This is a genomic window from Pseudomonas paraglycinae (genome assembly GCF_021601625.1).
GTDB classification, from domain to species: Bacteria; Pseudomonadota; Gammaproteobacteria; order Pseudomonadales; family Pseudomonadaceae; genus Aquipseudomonas; species Aquipseudomonas paraglycinae.
Genome location: NZ_BQHR01000027.1, coordinates 1 through 18,462 on the forward strand (window position 1 = coordinate 1; position 18,462 = coordinate 18,462).

Consider the following 18,462-nt stretch of genomic DNA (forward strand, 5'->3'; position numbering starts at 1 on the left):
CGAGGACGCGGTCAAGCCGCCGCCCAAACCGGTGGAGAAACCCAAGCCGATCGAAAAACCGAAACCGGTCGAGAAACCCAAACCGGTGAAAAAGGCCGAACCGCCGAAAGCGCCGCCCGCCCCTGCGCAACCGGCAGCGCCTGCCGCTCCGGCCATCCCGAGTGCGCCTCCTGCACCTGCGGCGGCACCGGGCCCGGTGAAAGAGTCGGCGGCGATTTCCGGCCTCGCCAGCCTCGGCAACCCGCCGCCGGAATACCCGTCGCTGGCCCTGCGGCGCAACTGGGAAGGCAGCGTGGTGCTGCGGATTCAGGTGCTGGCCAACGGTCGCGCCGGTTCGGTGACGGTGACCAAATCCAGCGGCAAGCCGCAACTGGATGACGCGGCGGTCGCGGCGGTGAAGGCCTGGAAGTTCATCCCGGCCAAGCGCGGCGACACACCGATCGACGGCTTCGCCACCCAGACCATCGATTTCAAATTGCCGCAATGACGGCGCGACAACCGAACTCACAACCGATTAACGCAAGCGAGGTGTAGCCATGAACGATTCTTTGTCTTCGATGATTGTCCCCGGCGTGCTCTGGGGGCTGGTGCTGTTTTCCGTGGTCAGCTGGGCGATCCTGCTGGTCAAGTCGGCGCAATACTTGCGCCAGAAAACCCAGAACAAGCAGTTCAGCAAAGCCTTCTGGGGCGCGCCGGACCTGCTCACCGCCGCCGAACACGCCAGCCAATACCCGGGCTCACTGGCGCGGATCGCCAGCAGCGGTTTTGAAGCCCTGTTGGTGGAAGAATCCCCGCGCACCACCCAGCAACTGGCACACACCATCAACCGTGCCGACCGCCTGGAGCGCAACCTGCGCCAGCAGATCCAGAAGGAACGTCGCTCGCTGGAAAACGGCCAGGCGATCCTCGCCAGCATCGGCAGCACCGCGCCGTTCATTGGTCTGTTCGGCACCGTGTGGGGAATCATGGAAGCCCTGCAAAGCATCGGCGCCAGCGGGTCGGCCAGCCTGGAAACCGTGGCCGGGCCGATCGGCCACGCGCTGATCGCCACCGGCGTGGGGATTGCCGTCGCGGTGCCGGCAGTGCTGATTTACAACTTCTTCCTGCGACGCCTGAAACTGGCCTCGGCGGACATGGATGACTTCGCCCATGACTTCGACGCCCTCGCCTCGCGCAGCGCTTTCTCCATCAGCCGCCAGGCCATCGCCAAAACCACGGCCGCCGTGCGGGAGGCCAGCTGATGTCCTTTTCCACTCAAGACAGCGATGAAGTGCTCAGCGAAATGAACGTCACGCCGCTGGTGGACGTGATGCTCGTGCTGCTGGTGGTGTTCATCGTCACCGCGCCGCTGATGACCAACGCGATCAAGGTCAACCTGCCAAAAACCGACGCCGTCGCTCCCGCCGAAAAGAAGGATCCGGTGGTGGTCAGCGTCGATCAGGACGGCAAGTTCTTCCTGGCCAAGACCGAGCTGGCGCCGGAATCACTGGAGGCCAGCCTCAAGGAGGTCAAGGCCAAGGATGCTGACGTGCGCGTGCAGCTGCAGGCCGACTCCGCCGTGAATTACGGCCAGGTGGCCAAAGCCATGGCGTCCATCGAGCGCTCGGGCATCACCAAGATATCGGTGATGACCACCCGCTGACGGCGGTGCCGGGTGCGCAGTGAGGGACGCGCCCGGCACCGTTCGTTGAATCCCGTCGCAATCGGCCGACCGAAAAAACGCAGCGCGTCTTCGGAGGGGATCGGCTTGCTTGAAGAAAGTGGTTTTCGCGGCGCGGCACCACCGTGCTCCGTGCAAAGAGGGCTCACAAGGCCATTTCGATAAACGTCTAACAAAGTCGGAAACAACCATGCTGATGAACACTCCACGCTTCACGCTCAAACCCTTGGTGGCGACGATTTCCCGCCACCGTTTCGTTCCGTTGTACCTGGTGGCCATGGGGATGGGCGCCGGGGTTCAGGCTGCCGAGGACGACAACAGCGTCCCGGCCGCCGCTGCGGTGGTCGCGCCGACCACGCAACTGCAACGAGTCGAAGTGACCGGTTCGGCGATCCGTCGGGTCGACGCGGAAACGGCGGTGCCGATCACCGTGCTCAAGGCCGATGAACTGCGCAAACAGGGCGTGACCACCACCGCCGAACTGGTGCAGCGCATCACCGGCAGCCAGTCGATCAACAACAGTGCAGGCTCGGTCGGCGCGGCCACCGGCGGTGCATCGTTCGCCGACATGCGCGGCATCGGCGCGAACAAAACGCTGGTGCTGCTCAACGGTCGCCGACTGGCCAACAACGCCCTGTCGGGCACCAACTCGGCCGGCGGCGCGGTGGATCTGAACATGATCCCGTTTGCCGCGATCGAGCGCGTGGAAGTGCTGCGCGACGGCGCCTCGGCCCTGTACGGTACCGACGCCATCGGCGGCGTGATCAACTTCATCACCAAGAAATCCATGACCGACGGCCAACTCACCCTCGGCGGCGAAACCCCGACCCACAGTGGCGGCGGTGCGACCAAGGACATGAGCGCCAGTTGGGGCTACGGCGATCTGGAGCAGGACCGCTTCAACGTGCTCGGCGTGTTCAACTACAACAAGCAGCAGAACCTCGACGCCAACGACCGCTCCTTCGCCCGCGACTATGTGCCCGGCCGTGGCCTGGACCAGACCTCCGGCACTGCGTTCCCCGGCAACTACAGCCAGAACGGCAACGCCACCAACCCGCTGGCCAACAGCAATTGCAACGGCCCCAACCTGGTGGCCCGCGACGGCCTCTGCCGCTTCAGCACCCGCGAATACATCGACCTGGTGCCGCAGACCGAGAAAACGTCGTTCTTCGGCAAGACCACCGGCAAACTGGCCGACGACCACAACGTCAACCTCGAATACTTCTGGTCGCGCAACAACAACGCCACCGCTATTGGCCCAGCGCCATTGACCGGCCTGAGCCTGGATTCGTCCTCGCCCTACTACCCCGGCAACGGCATCACCCCGGCGCCCACCGGTTTCGCCCTCGATCCGACGCAACCGGTGGACGTGAACTGGCGCGAAACCGCCGCCGGCCCGCGCGAATCGAAAGACCAGAACACCAGCCAGCGCTTTCTGCTGAGCTTCGACGGTCTGGTGGGCGGCTGGGATTACAACGTCGGCGCCTCGTACAACCAGAACAAGATCGTCTCCAGCGTCACCAGCGGCTACGTCAGCGATCAGGCGATGATCGACGGTCTGGCCAGCGGTCTGCTCAACCCGTTTGGCCCGCAGACCAGCGCCGGTCAGCAATACATCGATCAGGCCGCGTACCACGGCGCCTATTCCACGGCGGTCGGTCGGGTCGCCGGTTTCGACGGGCGGATCAGCCGCGAGATCGGTGACTGGTTCGGTGCCGGCCCGTCGGGTCTGGCGCTGGGCGGCGAGTACCGCAAAGAGAAATTCCACCAGGACTTCGAAGCCTTTGCCGGCGACATCCAGAGCCTGGGCATCGACCCGGCCGGCAGCGTCGAGGGCGACCGCAGCGTGAAAGCCGCCTACGCGGAAATCAACGTACCGGTGCTCGACAGCCTGGAACTGTCCGCCGCTGTGCGTCACGACAAATACAGCGACTTCGGCAGCACCACCAACCCGAAATATTCGTTCCGTTATCAGCCGCTCAAGGAGCTGGTGGTGCGCGGCGCCTACAGCGAAGGCTTCCGCGCACCGTCGCTGTATGAGTTGTATTCGCCGCGCAGCATCACCTTCACCCAGGGCTACTACAACGACCCGGTGCTGTGTACCGGCGGCGTGGTGCAACCGGGCGGCAACGGCGGGCGCGATTGCGGTCAGCAGTTCCTCAACCAGATCGGCGGCAACGAAGACCTGGCCCCGGAGAAGGCGCGCAACGTCACGCTGGGCTTTGTCTATCAGCCGGTCAGCAATCTGTCCGTGGGACTGGATTTCTGGTGGATTCACATCTCCAACCAGATCCAGCCGTTCCCGGAATCCACCGTGTTCGATCAGGCCGGCAGCTACCCTGACCGCTTCGTGCGCAACGCCGACGGCACGCTCAATTACATCGTCACCGGCAACGCCAACCTCGGCATCGTCGAAACCAACGGCGTCGATGTGTCGCTGGACTATCGCTTCCCCAACACGCCGTACGGTCAATTCGGCCTGGGCCTGCAAGGCACCTATGTCGACGAGTACGACTTCCAGAGCACCATCAAGGGCCCGTTCACCGACAAGGTCGGCGACTTCAAGGGCGACGGTGTGATTGCCCGCTGGAAACACAACCTGACCGGTTCCTGGACCTTCGGTGCAGCCCGCGCGGCGCTGACCAACCGCTTCACCACCGGCTACAACGACTACGACCGCGAGACCAACGCGCGGGTCGCGTCGTATTCGGTGTGGGACCTGTCGGCCGGCTACACCTTCGACAAGGTGCTGGACGTCGATGCCGGGGTGAAGAACCTGTTCGACCGCGATCCGCCGTTCTCCAACCAGGCCTACAACTTCCAGAGCGGTTATGACCCGCGCTACACCGATCCGCTGGGCCGCACGCTGTTTGCGCGCATGACGTACCACTTCTGAGTCCCGGTCGGGGCCGCGCAAGACTCCGGCCGGCCCCTTCCCCTTGCGAATTCGCATCCCGCAGCGGCCTGCCGCCGCTTCGGGTTTTTCCGGCTCAGAGGAACGACTTCATGACATTCATGCGCAACATGGCCGGCCTGCTGCTCGGCAGCGCGCTGCTGTGCAACGCGTCATCTGCGCTGGCCGGCGGCAGCTACGCGATGACGGTGTACGGCGAGGCGCCGAAATACCCCGCCGGTTTCCAGCACTTCGATTTCGTCAATCCCGATGCCCCCAAGGGTGGCTCGCTCAGCCGCGCTTCGATGGAGATCGGTCAGTACAACTACATCACCCCGTATGCCGATCAGGGCATTTCCGTGGTGCAGGTCAACGACTGGGTATATTCGCCGCTGGGGTTCCGTTCGCTGGACGAGCCCTACACCGTCTACGGTCTGGTGGCGCAATCCATGGAGCGCGATCCCGGCGGTCTGTGGGTGCGTTTCAACCTGAATCCCGAGGCGCGTTTCGCCGATGGCACGCCGATCACCGCCGAGGACGTGCGCTACACCTTCGAACTGTTGATGACCAAGGGCAGCCTGAGTTATCGCCAGCAATACGCCGACGTGCAGAACGTGCTGATCGAAGGCCCGCGGCAGATTCGCTTCACTTTCAAGAACAACCTCAACCGCACCCTGGCGCTGGATCTGGCGTCGCTGCGACCGGTGCCCGAGCACTGGTGGAAAACCCGCGACTTCGCCAACGGCGGCGGTTTCGAACCACCATTGGGCAGCGGCCCTTATCGGGTGAGCAAGGTCGATGCGGGACGCAGCATCAGTTTCCAGCGTGACCCGCAGTGGTGGGGCAAAGACCTGCCGGTCAGTCGCGGGATGTACAACTTCGACAGCCTGACCGTGAATTTCTATGGCGACACCGACGTCGCCCGACAACTGCTGCAGGCCGGGGCGTTCGACTACAACCGCGAGTTTTCCTCGTCCGGTTACGTGGTCGGCTACGACAGCCCGGCCCTGCGTGACGGTCGCCTGCAACAGGCGATTCTCGCCCCGGACAAACCGACCAGCGCTCAGGGTTTCGTGTTCAACCTGCAGAACCCGTTGTTCAAGGATCGCCGCGTGCGTCAGGCGCTGAGCCTGTTGTGGGATTTCGAGTGGACCAACAAGCAGATGATGCGCGGCTTCTACGTGCGCCAGAACAGCTACTGGCCGAAGAGTGAAATGGCCGCCACCGCCCTGCCCGACGCCGGCGAGCTGGCAATCCTCGAACCGCTGCGCGGACAGATCCCGGACGAGGTCTTCAGCCGGGTCTATCAGGCGCCGAAAACCGATGGCAGCGGCTACATCCGCGACAAGCAACTGCAGGCCCTGAAGCTGTTGGCCGAGGCCGGATGGACACCGAAAAACAATCGGCTGGTGAACGCCGCCGGCGAGCCATTCGAATTCACCTTCCTCGACGGCCAGGGCGGTTTCGACCGCATGCTGCTGCCGTACAAACGCACCCTGGCGCAGATCGGCATCACCCTCAATCTGCGGCGCATCGATTCGGCGCAATACATCAACCGGCTCAACGCCCGGGACTACGACATGATCGTCACCAGTTTCCCGCGCAGCGGCGATCCGATCGTCTCGCCGGGCCGCGAGTTGTACAGCCTGTATGCCTCGCAGAGCGCCACGCAGGTCGGCAGTTCCAATTCGATGGTGCTGGCGGACCCGGCGGTGGACCGGCTGATCGACGGCCTGGTCCAGGCCAATACCCGCGACGCCATGGTGCGTTACGCCCGCGCCCTAGACCGGGTGCTGCAATGGGGTGACTACATGATTCCCAACTACTACTCCAAAGGCACGCCGACGGTGTTTCAGAACCGCTTCGGCATGCCGTCGGTGCAGCCGATTTACAGCGAAGGCCTCGATACCTGGTGGGAGGTCTCGGCCAAGCCGCTGACCAATCAGCAGATGAGCGCCCTGCATCAGCTCGCGGGGGGCCAGTGACATGTGGCGTTATCTGAGTCGACGTCTGTTGCTGATCATTCCGACGCTGCTGTGCATTCTGGTGGTCAACTTCGTCATCGTGCAGGCCGCGCCCGGCGGCCCGGTGGAACAGGCCATCGCCCGCCTGCAAGGCTTCGGCGGGCACAGCATGGGCGGCGCCAGCGAGGTAACCGCCATCGGCGGTGCCGGGCGCAGCAGCCGAGGCCTGGACCCGGCGCTGATCGAAGAGATCAAGCACCACTACGGCTTCGACAAACCGATGCACGAACGCCTGTGGCTGATGCTGAAAAACTACGCGCAACTGGACCTGGGCAGCAGTTTCTTTCGCGGTGCGAAAGTGACGGATCTGATCGTGCAGAAGCTGCCGGTGTCGCTGTCCCTCGGCCTGTGGGCGACCTTGATCACCTACCTGATTTCGATCCCGCTGGGCATTCGCAAGACGATCAAAAACGGCAGCGCATTCGATGTCTGGAGCAGCACGGCGATCATCGTCGGTTACGCGATGCCGGCGTTTCTGTTCGCGATCCTGTTGATCGTGGTGTTCGCCGGGGGCAGCTACGTCAACTGGTTTCCGGTGCAGGGGCTGGTTTCGGACAATTTCGACAGCCTGAGCCTGTGGGGCAAGGTCGGCGACTACCTCTGGCACCTGGTGTTGCCGGTGACGGCGCTGGTGATCGGCGGTTTTGCGACGCTGACGATCCTGACCAAGAACAGCTTCCTCAACGAGATCAGCCGCCAGTATGTGATCACCGCGCGCGCCAAGGGCCTGACCGAAAGACGCGTGCTCTACGGCCATGTGTTTCGCAACGCGATGCTGCTGGTGGTCGCCGGTGTGCCGTCGGCGTTGATCGAGGTGTTTTTCGCCGGCTCCCTGCTGATCGAAACCATCTTCAACCTCGACGGCCTCGGGCGCATGAGCTACGAAGCGGCGGTGTCGCGGGACTACCCGGTGGTGTTCGGCACGCTGTTCCTGTTCACCCTGTTCGGCCTGTTGATCAAGCTGATCGGCGACCTCTGCTACACCCTGCTCGACCCGCGCATCGACTTCTCGGCGAGGACTGCCTGATGTTCACACTCTCCCCTCTGGGCCGGCGGCGCATCGCCCAATTCAAGGCCAACCGTCGCGGGCGCTGGTCGCTGTGGCTGTTCATCGGGCTGTGCCTGATCTGCCTCGGCGGCGAACTGATCGCCAACGACAAGCCGCTGGTGATCCGCTACCACCATGCCTTCTACTTCCCGATCCTCAGCGATTATCTGGAAACCGATTTCGGCGGGGAACTGCCGTTCCAGCCGGATTACGCGAGCAATTACGTACACAAACTGATCGAGGATCAGGGCGGCTGGATGCTGTTCCCGCCGATCCCGTTCAGCTACGACACGGTCAATTACGACCTAACTGAACCGGCGCCGAGTCCGCCGTCCTCCAGCAACTGGCTGGGCACCGACGATCAGGCCCGGGACGTGTTGGCGCGGGTGATTTTCGGCACGCGGATTTCGATCCTGTTTGCGCTGATTCTCACCGCCGTCAGTGCGCTGATCGGCATCGTCGCCGGGGCGTTGCAGGGTTATTACGGCGGCTGGGTCGACTTGCTCGGGCAACGGGTGCTGGAGATCTGGTCGGGGCTGCCGGTGCTGTACCTGCTGATCATTTTGTCGGGGTTCGTATCGCCGAGTTTCTGGTGGCTGCTGGGGATCATGGCGCTGTTTTCCTGGCTGGCACTGGTGGACGTGGTGCGCGCCGAGTTCCTGCGCGGGCGCAGCCTGGAATACGTCAAGGCCGCGCGGGCCCTGGGCCTGACGGACAGCGAGCTGATGCGCCGGCACATTCTGCCCAACGCCATGACCTCCACCCTGACCTACCTGCCGTTCATTCTGACCGGCGCCATCGCCACCCTCACCGCGCTGGATTTTCTCGGCTTCGGCATGCCCGCCGGCACCGCATCGCTGGGCGAACTGATCGGCCAGGCCAAGCGCAATCTGCAAGCGCCGTGGTTGGGGCTGACGGCGTTTTTTGCCCTGGCGCTGATTCTGTCCCTGCTGGTGTTTATCGGCGAAGCCTGCCGTGACGCGTTCGATCCGCGATCCTGATCCCCGGAGCTGAAATGACCGACAACCTGATTGAAATCCGCGACCTGCGCGTCGCCTTCGCCGGGCACGAAGTGGTGCACGGCGTGAACCTCGACATCCGCCGTGGCGAGTGCCTGGCACTGGTCGGCGAATCCGGCTCGGGCAAGTCGGTGACGGCCCACTCGATTCTGCGTTTGCTGCCGGGCAAAACGGTCAGCAGCACGGGCAGCATCCGCTACAACGGCGTGGACTTGCTGCATGCCAGCGAGCAGCAGATGCGCGGCTTGCGCGGCAACCGCATCGCGATGATTTTCCAGGAGCCGATGACCTCGCTGAACCCGCTGCACACGGTGGAAAAGCAGATCAGCGAAGTGCTGGAGATCCACAAGGGGCTCAAGGGTCGCGCCGCACGCCAGCGCACGCTGGAGCTGCTGGAATTGGTGGGCATTCGCCAGCCGTTGCAGCGCTTGAAGGCCTATCCGCACCAGCTCTCCGGTGGCCAGCGGCAACGGGTGATGATCGCCATGGCGCTGGCCAACGAGCCGCAATTGCTGATCGCCGACGAACCGACCACGGCGCTGGACGTGACCGTGCAGCAGAAGATTCTCGAGCTGCTGATCGAGTTGCAGCAACGCCTCGGCATGTCGCTGCTGCTGATCAGTCACGACCTCAATCTGGTGAGACGCATCGCCCAACGGGTGTGCGTGATGCGCCACGGGGAAATCGTCGAACAAGCCGACTGCGCAACGCTGTTCCGCGCCCCGCAGCATCCTTACAGCCGCCTGCTGATCGAGGCGGAACCGTCCGGCGCACCGGTGCCGAGTCGCTACGATCACAATCTGCTGGAGGTGGATGATCTGAAAGTCTGGTTCCCGCTGCCCAAGGCGTTGTTCAGCCGCACCCAGGAATACATCAAGGCCGTGGACGGCGTGAGTTTCCGGCTGCAACGGGGCAAGACTCTGGGCATTGTCGGCGAGTCCGGCTCGGGCAAGTCGACGCTGGGCCAGGCGATTCTGCGGCTGGTGGAATCCGAGGGCGATATTCGCTTCGGCAACAAGCAATTGAGCCTGCTCAATCAGCGTTTGATGCGCCCCTTGCGCCGGCAGATCCAGGTGGTGTTCCAGGACCCGTTCGGCAGCCTCAGCCCTCGGATGTCGGTGCAGCAGATCATCGCCGAAGGCCTGCTGACCCACGGCATCGGCACGGCCGAAGAACGCGAAGCGGCGGTGATCCGCGTGCTGGAGGAAGTCGGCCTCGATCCGCAGAGCCGCCATCGCTATCCCCACGAGTTTTCCGGTGGCCAGCGCCAGCGCATTTCCATCGCCCGGGCGCTGGTGCTGGAACCGGCGCTGATTCTGCTCGACGAACCGACCTCGGCGCTGGACCGCACGGTGCAGAAACAGGTGGTGGAATTATTGCGGCAGTTGCAGATCCGCCATGGCTTGACGTACCTGTTCATCAGCCATGACCTGGCGGTGGTGCATGCACTGGCGCACGATTTGATGGTGATCAAGGACGGCAAGGTGGTGGAACAGGGAGCGTCGCGCCAGATTTTTGCGGCGCCGCAGCATGTCTATACCCAGGAACTGCTGAAAGCCTCCGGCCTGGCATTGGCAAAAACCGGGGGTGAGCGGGTTCCAGCAATCTGACCTTCAGTGCTTTCAGATTTATTTTCCGGCCACTGCATCCAAACGCCTCCGTCACGGGTAGTCCCTGTAACAGCCCCCTTTCGGCTGTCAGCGGTTTACCCTTTTTCGGAGAAACACTGATGAACATCACCCAACTGATCGGCTTCACCGGTTTGCTCGCCGTCGCCTCGACAAGCTTTGCCCAAAGCAGTTATCCCGATGCGATCAAGGTGCCGGACGGTCACAAGATCGCGATGGAAACCACCGGGGTCGGCGAGATCACCTACGAATGCCGGGACAAGGCCAATGCCGCCGGCCAGACCGAGTGGGTGTTCGTCGGCCCCAAAGCGGTGCTCAACGATCGCAGCGGCAAACAGGTCGGCACCTACTTCGGCCCGCCCGCCACCTGGCAGGCAAAGGACGGCTCGAAAGTCACCGGCACGCAATTGGCCGTCGCGCCGTCGAGCCCGGGCAACCTGCCCTATCAATTGGTCAAGGCCAACCCCGCCGAGGGCAAAGGCGCGATGAGCGGCGTGAGCTACATCCAGCGCGTCGCGCTCAAGGGCGGCGTGGCGCCGGGCAGCGAATGCACGGCGGCGAACAAGGGCAAACAGGAAGTGGTGAAGTACCAGGCCGACTACATTTTCTGGGCCGCGAACTGAGCCTGACTGGACGTTTGCTCGATGCTTGCTAGATTGCAGGACATGCCATTACCCGAAACCGCGTTCGATTACGAAGCCCGCCTCGCCGCCTGTGCCCGCGGCGAGCGCGGGGCCCTGCGCGAATTGTATGTGCAGGAAAGCCCGCGGCTGCTCGGTGTGGCCCGACGTCTGGTGCGCGACACGGCGCTGGCCGAAGACATCGTTCACGACGCATTCATCAAGATCTGGGCCGGCGCGGCGGGGTTCGATCCGGCGCGCGGTTCGGCCCGAGGCTGGATGTTCAGCGTGACCCGGCATCTGGCGTTGAATGTGTTGCGCAATCACGACCGGGAAACGCCGTTGAACGACAGCAACGAATCTCCGGCGATTGATGACGACTTCGATGCGCTGGCGCAATCGACCCGCATCCATCGCTGCCTGCATCAACTGGAGCCGCAACGCCGCCGCTGCATCCTTCACGCCTACGTCGACGGTTACAGCCACGCGCAGATCGCCCAACGCCTCGACACGCCGCTGGGCACCGTCAAAGCCTGGATCAAGCGCAGCCTCAATGCGTTGCGGGAGTGCATGGGATGACCACCGAATCGGCGCAGGAACGCGATGAACTGGCCAGCGAATACGTGCTCGGTACCCTCTCGGCCCAAGAGCGCGCCGAAGTGCAACGACGCTTGCCCAACGAGCCCGAGCTGCAAGCGGCGGTGGATGCCTGGGAGCGGCGCTTGCTGGAGTTGACCGACCTCGCCCCGGCGCATCAGCCCTCGTCGCAGCTGTGGCAACGCATCGAACGCAGTGTCGGGCAACTCACCCACAAAGTGGCGCCCGAGATTTCCTGGTGGAACCGCCTGTCGCTGTGGCGCGGATTGAGCGCTGCCGGGTTGGCCGCGACTTTGTTGCTGGGTTCGATCCTGTTGACCCAGACCACACCGAAACCGAGCTTTCTGGTGGTGCTGGTCGCCCCGCAGGACAAGGCGCCGGGCTGGGTGATACAGGCCAGCAGTCCACGGGAGATCCAGTTGATTCCGTTGGGCGTGGTCGAGGTGCCGGCCGACAAAGCGCTGGAGTTCTGGACCAAGGCCGACGGCTGGCAGGGTCCGGTGTCGCTGGGGCTGGTCAAACCGGGCCAGGCGCTGTCGATCCCGCTGGACAAGCTGCCGCCGCTGCAACCGAACCAGTTGTTCGAGCTGACGCTGGAAGGCGCCACCGGTTCGCCGATCGGCAAACCTACCGGGCCGATCCAGGCAATCGGCCGCGCAGTGAAGGTGCTGTGACAAACCATCATCGGCGTCGATGTTCACCATCACGTCAATGAAGTTCTCTTAAAAAATCCCGGGCGTAACATCGGCTCCATACCAAACAAACAACACCCCCGGAGCACAAAATCATGAAACGCCAAGTCATCCTCAGCATTGCCCTTTCGGTTCTGGCCTTCAACGCATTTGCCGCCAAACCGGCCCACACCATGATCGCCGAAGGCGGTTCGGATCGTCTGATCGAACAGCGCGTTGCTGAAGGCGGCTCAGATCGTCTGATTGAACGTCGCGTTGCCGAAAGTGGTTCGGATCGGCTGATCGAACGTCGCGTCGCCGAAGGTGGCTCGGATCGTCTGATCGAACGTCGCGTTGCCGAAGGTGGTTCGGACCGTCTGATCGAGCGTCGCGTTGCCGAAGGTGGTTCGGATCGTCTGATCGAACGCCGTGTTGCCGAAGGTGGTTCGGATCGTCTGATCGAACGCCGTGTTGCCGAAGGTGGTTCGGACCGTCTGATCGAACGCCGCGTTGCCGAAGGTGGTTCGGATCGTCTGATCGAACGCCGTGTTGCCGAAGGTGGTTCGGATCGTCTGATCGAACGCCGCGTTGCCTGAATGCATGGCTTGATCGCAACAACCCAGAAAAAACCCGGCTCCCGTCAGCCGGGTTTTTTTATTCCCTTTTGATCGTCCTCAGCCCTTGGCCATGCAGCGCCGATAACGCTCGTCGACCCGTTTGGCAAACCACGCCGTGGTCAGCTTGCGGGTGATCTTCGGGCTCTGCAGCACGATGCCCGGCAGCACCGCACGGGGCAATGACTTGCCTTCCGCACGCTCCGCCAGCTCGAAGACCCGTTGATACAGTTTGGTCTCCTCGAAAGCCAGGCTATCGCCCTTCTCCAGTTGATCGCGGATCACCGGATTGCGCATGCCCAGGGATTTGCCGAGGGTGCGCACTGCCAGTTCAGTGCTGCCCGGCATGATCGCGCCCGGGCGGATCAGGTCGCCGTCCAGCGCCAGCGGAATCCCCGACGCGCGGCTGACCGCGTTCTGAAATGCCGCGTTGCGACTGGCGTACCAGCCGGCGTTGAAGTCGGCGAAGCGGTACAGCGGCTCGCGATAACTCACCGGATAACCGAGCAAATGGGCGATGCCGAAGTACATGCCGCCCCGACGGCTGAACACCTCGCGGCGAATCGTGCCGTCCACCGGGTACGGGTAGTCCTTGGCATGCTGCTCGGCGAATTCGATGCTGACCTGCATCGGCCCGCCGGTGTGCACCGGGTTGAAACCGCTGAACAGCGTGCGGCCCATCGGCACCGAGCCGATGAAGTCGTCGAAAATTGCGCTCAATTCCTTTTCGCTGCGGGCGGCGCTGAGGCGTTCGCTGTAGGTCTTGCCGTTCGGCGAACGCACCTGCAAGGCGCCGCTGACCAACAGACTCGGGATATGCACCTTGGCGGCGCGGCGGTCGATTTCGTCACGGGCGATCTTGCCCAGGCCGGGTACCGGCGGATCGACCTGAAAAGTGGATTCCTGCTCGGCGACGGCCAGCACCGAACACAGGTTTTGCGTGGTCGGGCTGATGCCCTGGGCGGCGAACGCGGCGTAGATGTCGGTGGCCCAGCCCTTGCGGTCGACGGTTTTTGCCGGCAGCAGGCGCACGATCTGCGCCTTGACCTCGGCGGGCGGGCGCGGCGCCGGTTCTTCGCTGCGTTGACCGGCGCAACCGGCCAGTACCAGCAGCGCGGCGAGGCTGACGAATAATCGAGGGGTGTGCATACGCTTCATCCAGTCCGTTGAGCCGGGTTAACCCTACGCTCAATCGCAGGGTGCAGGATAGGACTGCGGGCCGGCGGCGCTGTTCCATCGCCCCGTTTGGCAGGCCGACTGGCCGCCCTCGCCGTCTGATCCATACTTGCTGCTGCGCACTCAGTGGCAAGTCTTGGATCAGGACACGCGAGGAGGACAGACCATGAACCGCAGTGATGTTCTGATCATCGGCGCAGGCCCAACCGGACTGGTGCTGGCCCTGTGGCTGAGCAAACTGGGCGTGCGCGTGCGCATCATCGACAAGACCTCCGCGCCGGGCACCACGTCGCGGGCGCTGGCGGTGCAGGCGCGCACCCTTGAGCTGTACCGGCAACTGGATCTGGCCGATACGGTGGTGCGCAACGGTCACCGGGTGGCCGCGGCGAATTTCTGGGTCAAGGGCAAACCCGTGGCACAGCTGCCGCTGAACCGGATCGGCGAAGGCCTGACGCCCTATGCCTTTCTGGAAATGTACCCGCAGGACGAACACGAGCGACTGTTGATCGACCGCCTCGAAGACTACGACGTGACCGTCGAGCGCAACACGACGCTGGAGAGTTTCACGGAAAACGGCGACGGCCTCACCGCGCATTTGCGCCTGCCGGATGGCGAGCAGGAAATCTGCCAGGCCTGCTATCTGGCCGGGTGTGACGGCGCCCGTTCGGTCGTGCGCAAAACCCTCGACACCGGTTTTCCCGGCGGCACTTATCAGCAGATTTTCTACGTCGCCGATGTGCGGGCCAGCGGCCCGGCGCTCAATGGCGAGTTGCATCTGGATCTGGATGAAGCGGACTTTCTCGCGGTGTTTCCGCTGGCTGGCGAAGGCCGTGCGCGGTTGATCGGCACGGTTCGTGACGAACGTGCGGATCGTGCCGAAACCCTCGAGTTTTCCGATGTCAGCAATCGCGCCATCGAACATCTGAACGTGCACATCGAGGACGTCAACTGGTTCTCCACCTACCGAGTGCATCATCGGGTGGCGGATCACTTTCGCAAAGGCCGGGCGTTTCTGCTCGGCGATGCGGCGCACGTACACAGCCCGGCCGGCGGTCAGGGCATGAACACCGGCATCGGCGATGCGATCAATCTGGCGTGGAAACTCGCGGCAGTGCTCGGCGGCGCGGCCACGCCCAAACTGCTCGACAGCTACGAAACCGAACGCATCGCCTTCGCCCGGCGACTGGTGTCGACCACCGACAAAGTCTTCAGCTTCGTCACCGCCGAAGGCCGTATGGCCGACCTGCTGCGCACGCGGCTGGCGCCGTTCCTGATTCCGAAAATGGCCTCATTCGAGACCAGCCGCGAGTTCCTGTTTCGCACCGTCTCGCAAATCACCGTCAACTATCGAGGCATGGCGTTGAGCGAAGGCGTGGCCGGGCACGTCCACGGCGGCGACCGCTTGCCGTGGGCCCATGATGGCGAGGGGGATAATTACGAACCGTTGCGCCATCCGTGCTGGCAGGTGCATGTGTACGGCGACACCAGCGACGAGATGATCGCCTGGTGCAATGAACATCACTTGCCGCTGCACGTATTCGACTGGCGTCCGGCGTTTGAAACGGCGGGACTGGGGCGCAACGGCTTTTACCTGCTGCGCCCGGATACCTACGTGGCGATTGCCGACAACAGCGCGGATCCGAAGGTGATCGAGCGGTACTTCCGTGATCACGGGATCCGGCCGTTCTTCAATTGCCCCTGACGGATCAGATCCCGGCCAGGGCCAGGTCCATCGCAAAGTAGGTGAAGATCAGATCCGCACCCGCGCGTTTGATCGCACCAAGGCTTTCGCGCACCACGCGATCTTCGTCGATAGCCCCGGCCTGGGCGCCGAACTTGATCATCGCGTACTCGCCGCTGACCTGATACGCCGCCAGCGGCAGGTTCGAGGCTTCGCGGATGTCGCGGATGATGTCCAGGTACGCGCCGGCCGGTTTGACCATCAGCGCGTCGGCGCCTTCCTGCTCGTCGAGCAACGATTCGCGCAGGGCTTCGCGGCGGTTCATCGGGTTCATCTGATAGCTTTTGCGATCGCCCTTCAGCGCGCTGCCGCCGGCCTCGCGGAACGGGCCGTAGAGCGCCGAGGCGAATTTGGTCGAGTAGGCCATGATCGGAATCTGCGTGAACCCGGCATCGTCCAGCGCCCGGCGAATCGCCCGCACCTGGCCGTCCATCGCTGCCGATGGCGCGATCACGTCGGCACCGGCACGGGCTGCCGCCACCGCTTGCTTGCCGAGGTTGATCAGGGTCTGGTCGTTGTCGACTTCATGGTTGTGCATCACGCCGCAATGGCCGTGATCGGTGTACTCGCAGAAGCAGGTGTCGGACATCACGATCATGTCCGGCACGGCGTCCTTGGCGATCCGCGACATGCGCGACACCAGACCGTTCTCACGCCAGGTGTCGCTGCCGTTGGCATCCAGATGGTGGGACACACCGAAGGTCATCACCGACTTGATCCCGGCCCGGGCGTAACGCTCGATTTCGCCGGCCAGTTTGCGCTCGGGAATACGCATCACGCCGGGCATGCTCTTGATCGGCACGAAATCGTCGATCTCTTCTTCGACGAAGATCGGCAGCACCAGATCGTTGAGGGAAAACTCGGTTTCCTGGAACAGGCTGCGCAGGCTCGCATTGCGGCGCAGACGGCGTGGACGTGCTTCGGGGAACTGACTGGACATGGGGCCTTTCCTGAAAACAGCGGATGAGACGAAAGTCGTAGGGGGCGAAGCTTATGCCTTGCGAGGGACGGGGTACAAACCTGGATCAATCAACAGTGCATTACCGGGCACGCAACAATCTGCGCACCCGGCTGCAACAGGGTCAGGAAGGAATGGCCAGGCCGCGCACAACGGCCGGCCGCGCCAGGAAGCGCTCCAGCACCCGGGTGACGTTCGGGAAGTTGTTGATGCCGACCAGATCGCCCGCCTCGTAGAAACCGATCAGGTTGCGCACCCACGGGAACGTGGCGATGTCGGCGATGGTGTAGCGCTCGCCCATGATCCAGTCGCGGCCTTCCAGGCGGGTGTTGAGGACGCTGAGCAGGCGGCGGCTTTCTTCGACGTAGCGGTCACGGGGACGCTTGTCTTCGTAGTCCTTGCCGGCAAATTTGTTGAAGAAACCGAGCTGGCCGAACATCGGTCCGATGCCGCCCATCTGGAACATCAGCCACTGAATGGTTTCGTATCGCAGCGCGCCTTCCTGGGCCAGCAACTGGCCGCTCTTGTCGGCGAGGTAGATCAGGATCGCGCCGGATTCGAACAACGGCAGCGGTTTGTCCTCGGGACCGTGGGGGTCGAGGATCGCCGGGATCTTGTTGTTCGGGTTCAGAGAGAGGAATTCCGGAGACATCTGGTCATTGGTGTCGAAGCCCACGCGGTGCGGCTCGTACGGCAGGCCGATCTCTTCGAGCATGATCGAGACCTTGACGCCGTTGGGGGTCGGCAGGGAATAGAGCTGAATCCAGTCAGGGTACTGCGCCGGCCATTTCTGGGTGATCGGGAACGCGGACAGATCAGTCATGTGTAGCATCCAGTCACAAATGAAAGGCCTGAGCATAATCCACGAACAGCGCTCTGGCTCGGGTTCTTTACGCCCTCGCCCGCCGGCTTACTTAAATCCGCAACATCCTGTGGTTAACCTTCCCTCCAACCGCACAGCTTCAACGGTAAAGTGCGGCGCACTCAAGCGGATCGAACCAAACGGGCCTCAGGGGGCTCCAAGCAAGCCAGTGATGACAGGGAAAACACCCGGCGCCCACGCACCGGTGCAGAGGTTTGTCAGCCTTAACCGAACAGACTGAAGACGCCTTATCCCATGACGAACTTGATGAAAGTCGCCAACCGCTTCAAACATCGCGCGTATGTGGCCCTGCCCACCCTGCTGGCAGTCAGCGCGCTGTTCCTGTCGCTGGAATCCAGCGAAAGCCGTGCGCAACCGGTGGACGGCACCCAGACCCTGGTGTTCCTGCGCCATGCCGAGAAACCCGCCGGTGGTCTCGGCCAGCTCAACTGCCAGGGCCTGAACCGGGCGATCGACCTGTCGACCCTGCTACCGGAAAAATTCGGCAAGGCCGACTATGTGTTCGCCGCCAACCCGACGCGCAATGTCGAGGAAGGCGAGCTGGACAACTCCTACAGCTACATCCGCCCGCTGATGACCATCAGCCCGGCGGCGATCAAGCTCGGCCTGCCGGTGAACATCGAGTTCTCGGCCAACGACACCAGCGACCTGGCCCGGGAACTGACCGACGACAAGTACCACAACTCGACCATTTACACCGCGTGGTCCCACGGCTACCTGCCGGAGCTGATCAACAAGGTCGCGGGCAAGGCCGTCGGCGAGAAGCAGAAGATCACCGAAGATTGGGAATCCAGCGATTACGACTCGCTGTACGTGCTGACCCTGACCTGGCACAACGGCAAGGCCAGCCTGCAGAGCCACAGCTACAAACAGGGGCTGGATAACGGCCAGGAAAGCTGTCCGACCTGAGTTTGCCCGGGGCCCGCTCGG

Annotated in this window: 17 protein-coding genes; 14 read left to right on the top strand and 3 right to left on the bottom strand. The window is 63.2% G+C overall.

Going from position 1 to position 18,462, the window contains the following annotated elements; all coding sequences use genetic code 11:
- The 12 genes from L6D82_RS26950 to L6D82_RS27005 form a co-directional block, all read left to right on the top strand.
- The coding region (locus L6D82_RS26950) for an energy transducer TonB (RefSeq protein WP_236192013.1) at positions 1 to 487 on the top strand (487 nt) is incomplete at its 5' end.
- 49 nt (positions 488 to 536) lie between these two features.
- Complete coding sequence (locus L6D82_RS26955) at positions 537 to 1,241, top strand: MotA/TolQ/ExbB proton channel family protein (RefSeq protein WP_039770206.1); 705 nt, start codon at positions 537 to 539, stop codon at positions 1,239 to 1,241.
- On the top strand, positions 1,241 to 1,642 hold the full coding sequence (locus L6D82_RS26960) for an ExbD/TolR family protein (RefSeq protein WP_011335072.1): 402 nt from the start codon (positions 1,241 to 1,243) through the stop codon (positions 1,640 to 1,642). The genes L6D82_RS26955 and L6D82_RS26960 overlap by 1 nt, the downstream gene beginning before the upstream one ends.
- A 208-nt stretch (positions 1,643 to 1,850) precedes the next feature.
- Positions 1,851 to 4,556, top strand: a complete 2,706-nt coding sequence (locus L6D82_RS26965) for a TonB-dependent receptor (protein WP_173892847.1) — start codon at positions 1,851 to 1,853, stop codon at positions 4,554 to 4,556.
- A gap of 110 nt (positions 4,557 to 4,666) precedes the next feature.
- Positions 4,667 to 6,538, top strand: coding sequence for an extracellular solute-binding protein (locus L6D82_RS26970; RefSeq protein ID WP_236192014.1), 1,872 nt, complete (start codon positions 4,667 to 4,669; stop codon positions 6,536 to 6,538).
- A gap of 1 nt (position 6,539) precedes the next feature.
- Positions 6,540 to 7,604 carry a microcin C ABC transporter permease YejB gene (locus L6D82_RS26975; RefSeq protein WP_236192015.1) on the top strand — a complete coding sequence of 355 codons (1,065 nt, stop codon included), beginning with the start codon at positions 6,540 to 6,542 and terminating at the stop codon, positions 7,602 to 7,604.
- Positions 7,604 to 8,626, top strand: a complete 1,023-nt coding sequence (locus L6D82_RS26980) for an ABC transporter permease (RefSeq protein WP_085648212.1) — start codon at positions 7,604 to 7,606, stop codon at positions 8,624 to 8,626. The genes L6D82_RS26975 and L6D82_RS26980 overlap by 1 nt, the downstream gene beginning before the upstream one ends.
- 14 nt (positions 8,627 to 8,640) lie before the next feature.
- Entirely contained in the window at positions 8,641 to 10,254 is a 1,614-nt protein-coding gene (locus L6D82_RS26985) for an ABC transporter ATP-binding protein (protein ID WP_102687113.1), read from the top strand.
- A 119-nt stretch (positions 10,255 to 10,373) separates the two neighbouring features.
- Positions 10,374 to 10,895: a DUF3455 domain-containing protein gene (locus L6D82_RS26990; protein WP_064597927.1), complete on the top strand. Its 522-nt coding sequence runs from the start codon at positions 10,374 to 10,376 to the stop codon at positions 10,893 to 10,895.
- A 42-nt stretch (positions 10,896 to 10,937) separates the two neighbouring features.
- Positions 10,938 to 11,471 (top strand): sigma-70 family RNA polymerase sigma factor, encoded by a 534-nt coding sequence (locus L6D82_RS26995; RefSeq protein ID WP_170928941.1) that lies wholly within the window; start codon positions 10,938 to 10,940, stop codon positions 11,469 to 11,471.
- The gene (locus L6D82_RS27000) at positions 11,468 to 12,163 is read left to right on the top strand and encodes an anti-sigma factor (protein WP_236192016.1); all 696 of its coding nucleotides are present in this window, start codon (positions 11,468 to 11,470) and stop codon (positions 12,161 to 12,163) included. Before L6D82_RS26995 ends, L6D82_RS27000 begins: the two co-directional genes overlap by 4 nt.
- 113 nt (positions 12,164 to 12,276) lie before the next feature.
- Positions 12,277 to 12,756, top strand: a complete 480-nt coding sequence (locus L6D82_RS27005) for a phage infection protein (protein WP_236192017.1) — start codon at positions 12,277 to 12,279, stop codon at positions 12,754 to 12,756.
- A 78-nt stretch (positions 12,757 to 12,834) separates the two neighbouring features.
- On the opposite strand, the gene L6D82_RS27010 is transcribed toward L6D82_RS27005, so the two are convergent.
- Positions 12,835 to 13,923 carry a DUF1615 domain-containing protein gene (locus tag L6D82_RS27010; protein WP_276574283.1) on the bottom strand — a complete coding sequence of 363 codons (1,089 nt, stop codon included), beginning with the start codon at positions 13,921 to 13,923 and terminating at the stop codon, positions 12,835 to 12,837.
- Positions 13,924 to 14,116: 193 nt separating this feature from the next.
- Between L6D82_RS27010 and L6D82_RS27015 the strand changes: the two genes are divergently transcribed.
- A complete protein-coding gene (locus L6D82_RS27015) occupies positions 14,117 to 15,652 on the top strand; it encodes an FAD-dependent oxidoreductase (protein ID WP_236192019.1) in 1,536 nt (511 codons plus the stop codon).
- Between the two features lie 4 nt (positions 15,653 to 15,656).
- On the opposite strand, the gene hemB is transcribed toward L6D82_RS27015, so the two are convergent.
- Both hemB and L6D82_RS27025 read right to left on the bottom strand, forming a co-directional pair.
- Entirely contained in the window at positions 15,657 to 16,631 is a 975-nt protein-coding gene (gene hemB, locus L6D82_RS27020) for a porphobilinogen synthase (RefSeq protein WP_064380881.1), read from the bottom strand.
- 142 nt (positions 16,632 to 16,773) lie between these two features.
- Positions 16,774 to 17,472, bottom strand: a complete 699-nt coding sequence (locus tag L6D82_RS27025) for a glutathione S-transferase family protein (protein ID WP_102718853.1) — start codon at positions 17,470 to 17,472, stop codon at positions 16,774 to 16,776.
- Positions 17,473 to 17,766: 294 nt separating this feature from the next.
- On the opposite strand from L6D82_RS27025, the gene L6D82_RS27030 reads away from it, so the two are divergent.
- Entirely contained in the window at positions 17,767 to 18,441 is a 675-nt protein-coding gene (locus tag L6D82_RS27030) for a histidine phosphatase family protein (RefSeq protein ID WP_085745881.1), read from the top strand.
- Positions 18,442 to 18,462 lie beyond the last annotated feature (21 nt).

Coding starts and splice junctions, on each gene's coding strand:
- L6D82_RS26955 (WP_039770206.1), top strand. CDS start 537: ATGAACGATTCTTTGTCTTCGATGATTGTCCCCGGCGTGCTCTGGGGG.
- L6D82_RS26960 (WP_011335072.1), top strand. CDS start 1,241: ATGTCCTTTTCCACTCAAGACAGCGATGAAGTGCTCAGCGAAATGAAC.
- L6D82_RS26965 (WP_173892847.1), top strand. CDS start 1,851: ATGCTGATGAACACTCCACGCTTCACGCTCAAACCCTTGGTGGCGACG.
- L6D82_RS26970 (WP_236192014.1), top strand. CDS start 4,667: ATGACATTCATGCGCAACATGGCCGGCCTGCTGCTCGGCAGCGCGCTG.
- L6D82_RS26975 (WP_236192015.1), top strand. CDS start 6,540: ATGTGGCGTTATCTGAGTCGACGTCTGTTGCTGATCATTCCGACGCTG.
- L6D82_RS26980 (WP_085648212.1), top strand. CDS start 7,604: ATGTTCACACTCTCCCCTCTGGGCCGGCGGCGCATCGCCCAATTCAAG.
- L6D82_RS26985 (WP_102687113.1), top strand. CDS start 8,641: ATGACCGACAACCTGATTGAAATCCGCGACCTGCGCGTCGCCTTCGCC.
- L6D82_RS26990 (WP_064597927.1), top strand. CDS start 10,374: ATGAACATCACCCAACTGATCGGCTTCACCGGTTTGCTCGCCGTCGCC.
- L6D82_RS26995 (WP_170928941.1), top strand. CDS start 10,938: ATGCCATTACCCGAAACCGCGTTCGATTACGAAGCCCGCCTCGCCGCC.
- L6D82_RS27000 (WP_236192016.1), top strand. CDS start 11,468: ATGACCACCGAATCGGCGCAGGAACGCGATGAACTGGCCAGCGAATAC.
- L6D82_RS27005 (WP_236192017.1), top strand. CDS start 12,277: ATGAAACGCCAAGTCATCCTCAGCATTGCCCTTTCGGTTCTGGCCTTC.
- L6D82_RS27010 (WP_276574283.1), bottom strand. CDS start 13,923: ATGCACACCCCTCGATTATTCGTCAGCCTCGCCGCGCTGCTGGTACTG.
- L6D82_RS27015 (WP_236192019.1), top strand. CDS start 14,117: ATGAACCGCAGTGATGTTCTGATCATCGGCGCAGGCCCAACCGGACTG.
- hemB (WP_064380881.1), bottom strand. CDS start 16,631: ATGTCCAGTCAGTTCCCCGAAGCACGTCCACGCCGTCTGCGCCGCAAT.
- L6D82_RS27025 (WP_102718853.1), bottom strand. CDS start 17,472: ATGACTGATCTGTCCGCGTTCCCGATCACCCAGAAATGGCCGGCGCAG.
- L6D82_RS27030 (WP_085745881.1), top strand. CDS start 17,767: ATGACGAACTTGATGAAAGTCGCCAACCGCTTCAAACATCGCGCGTAT.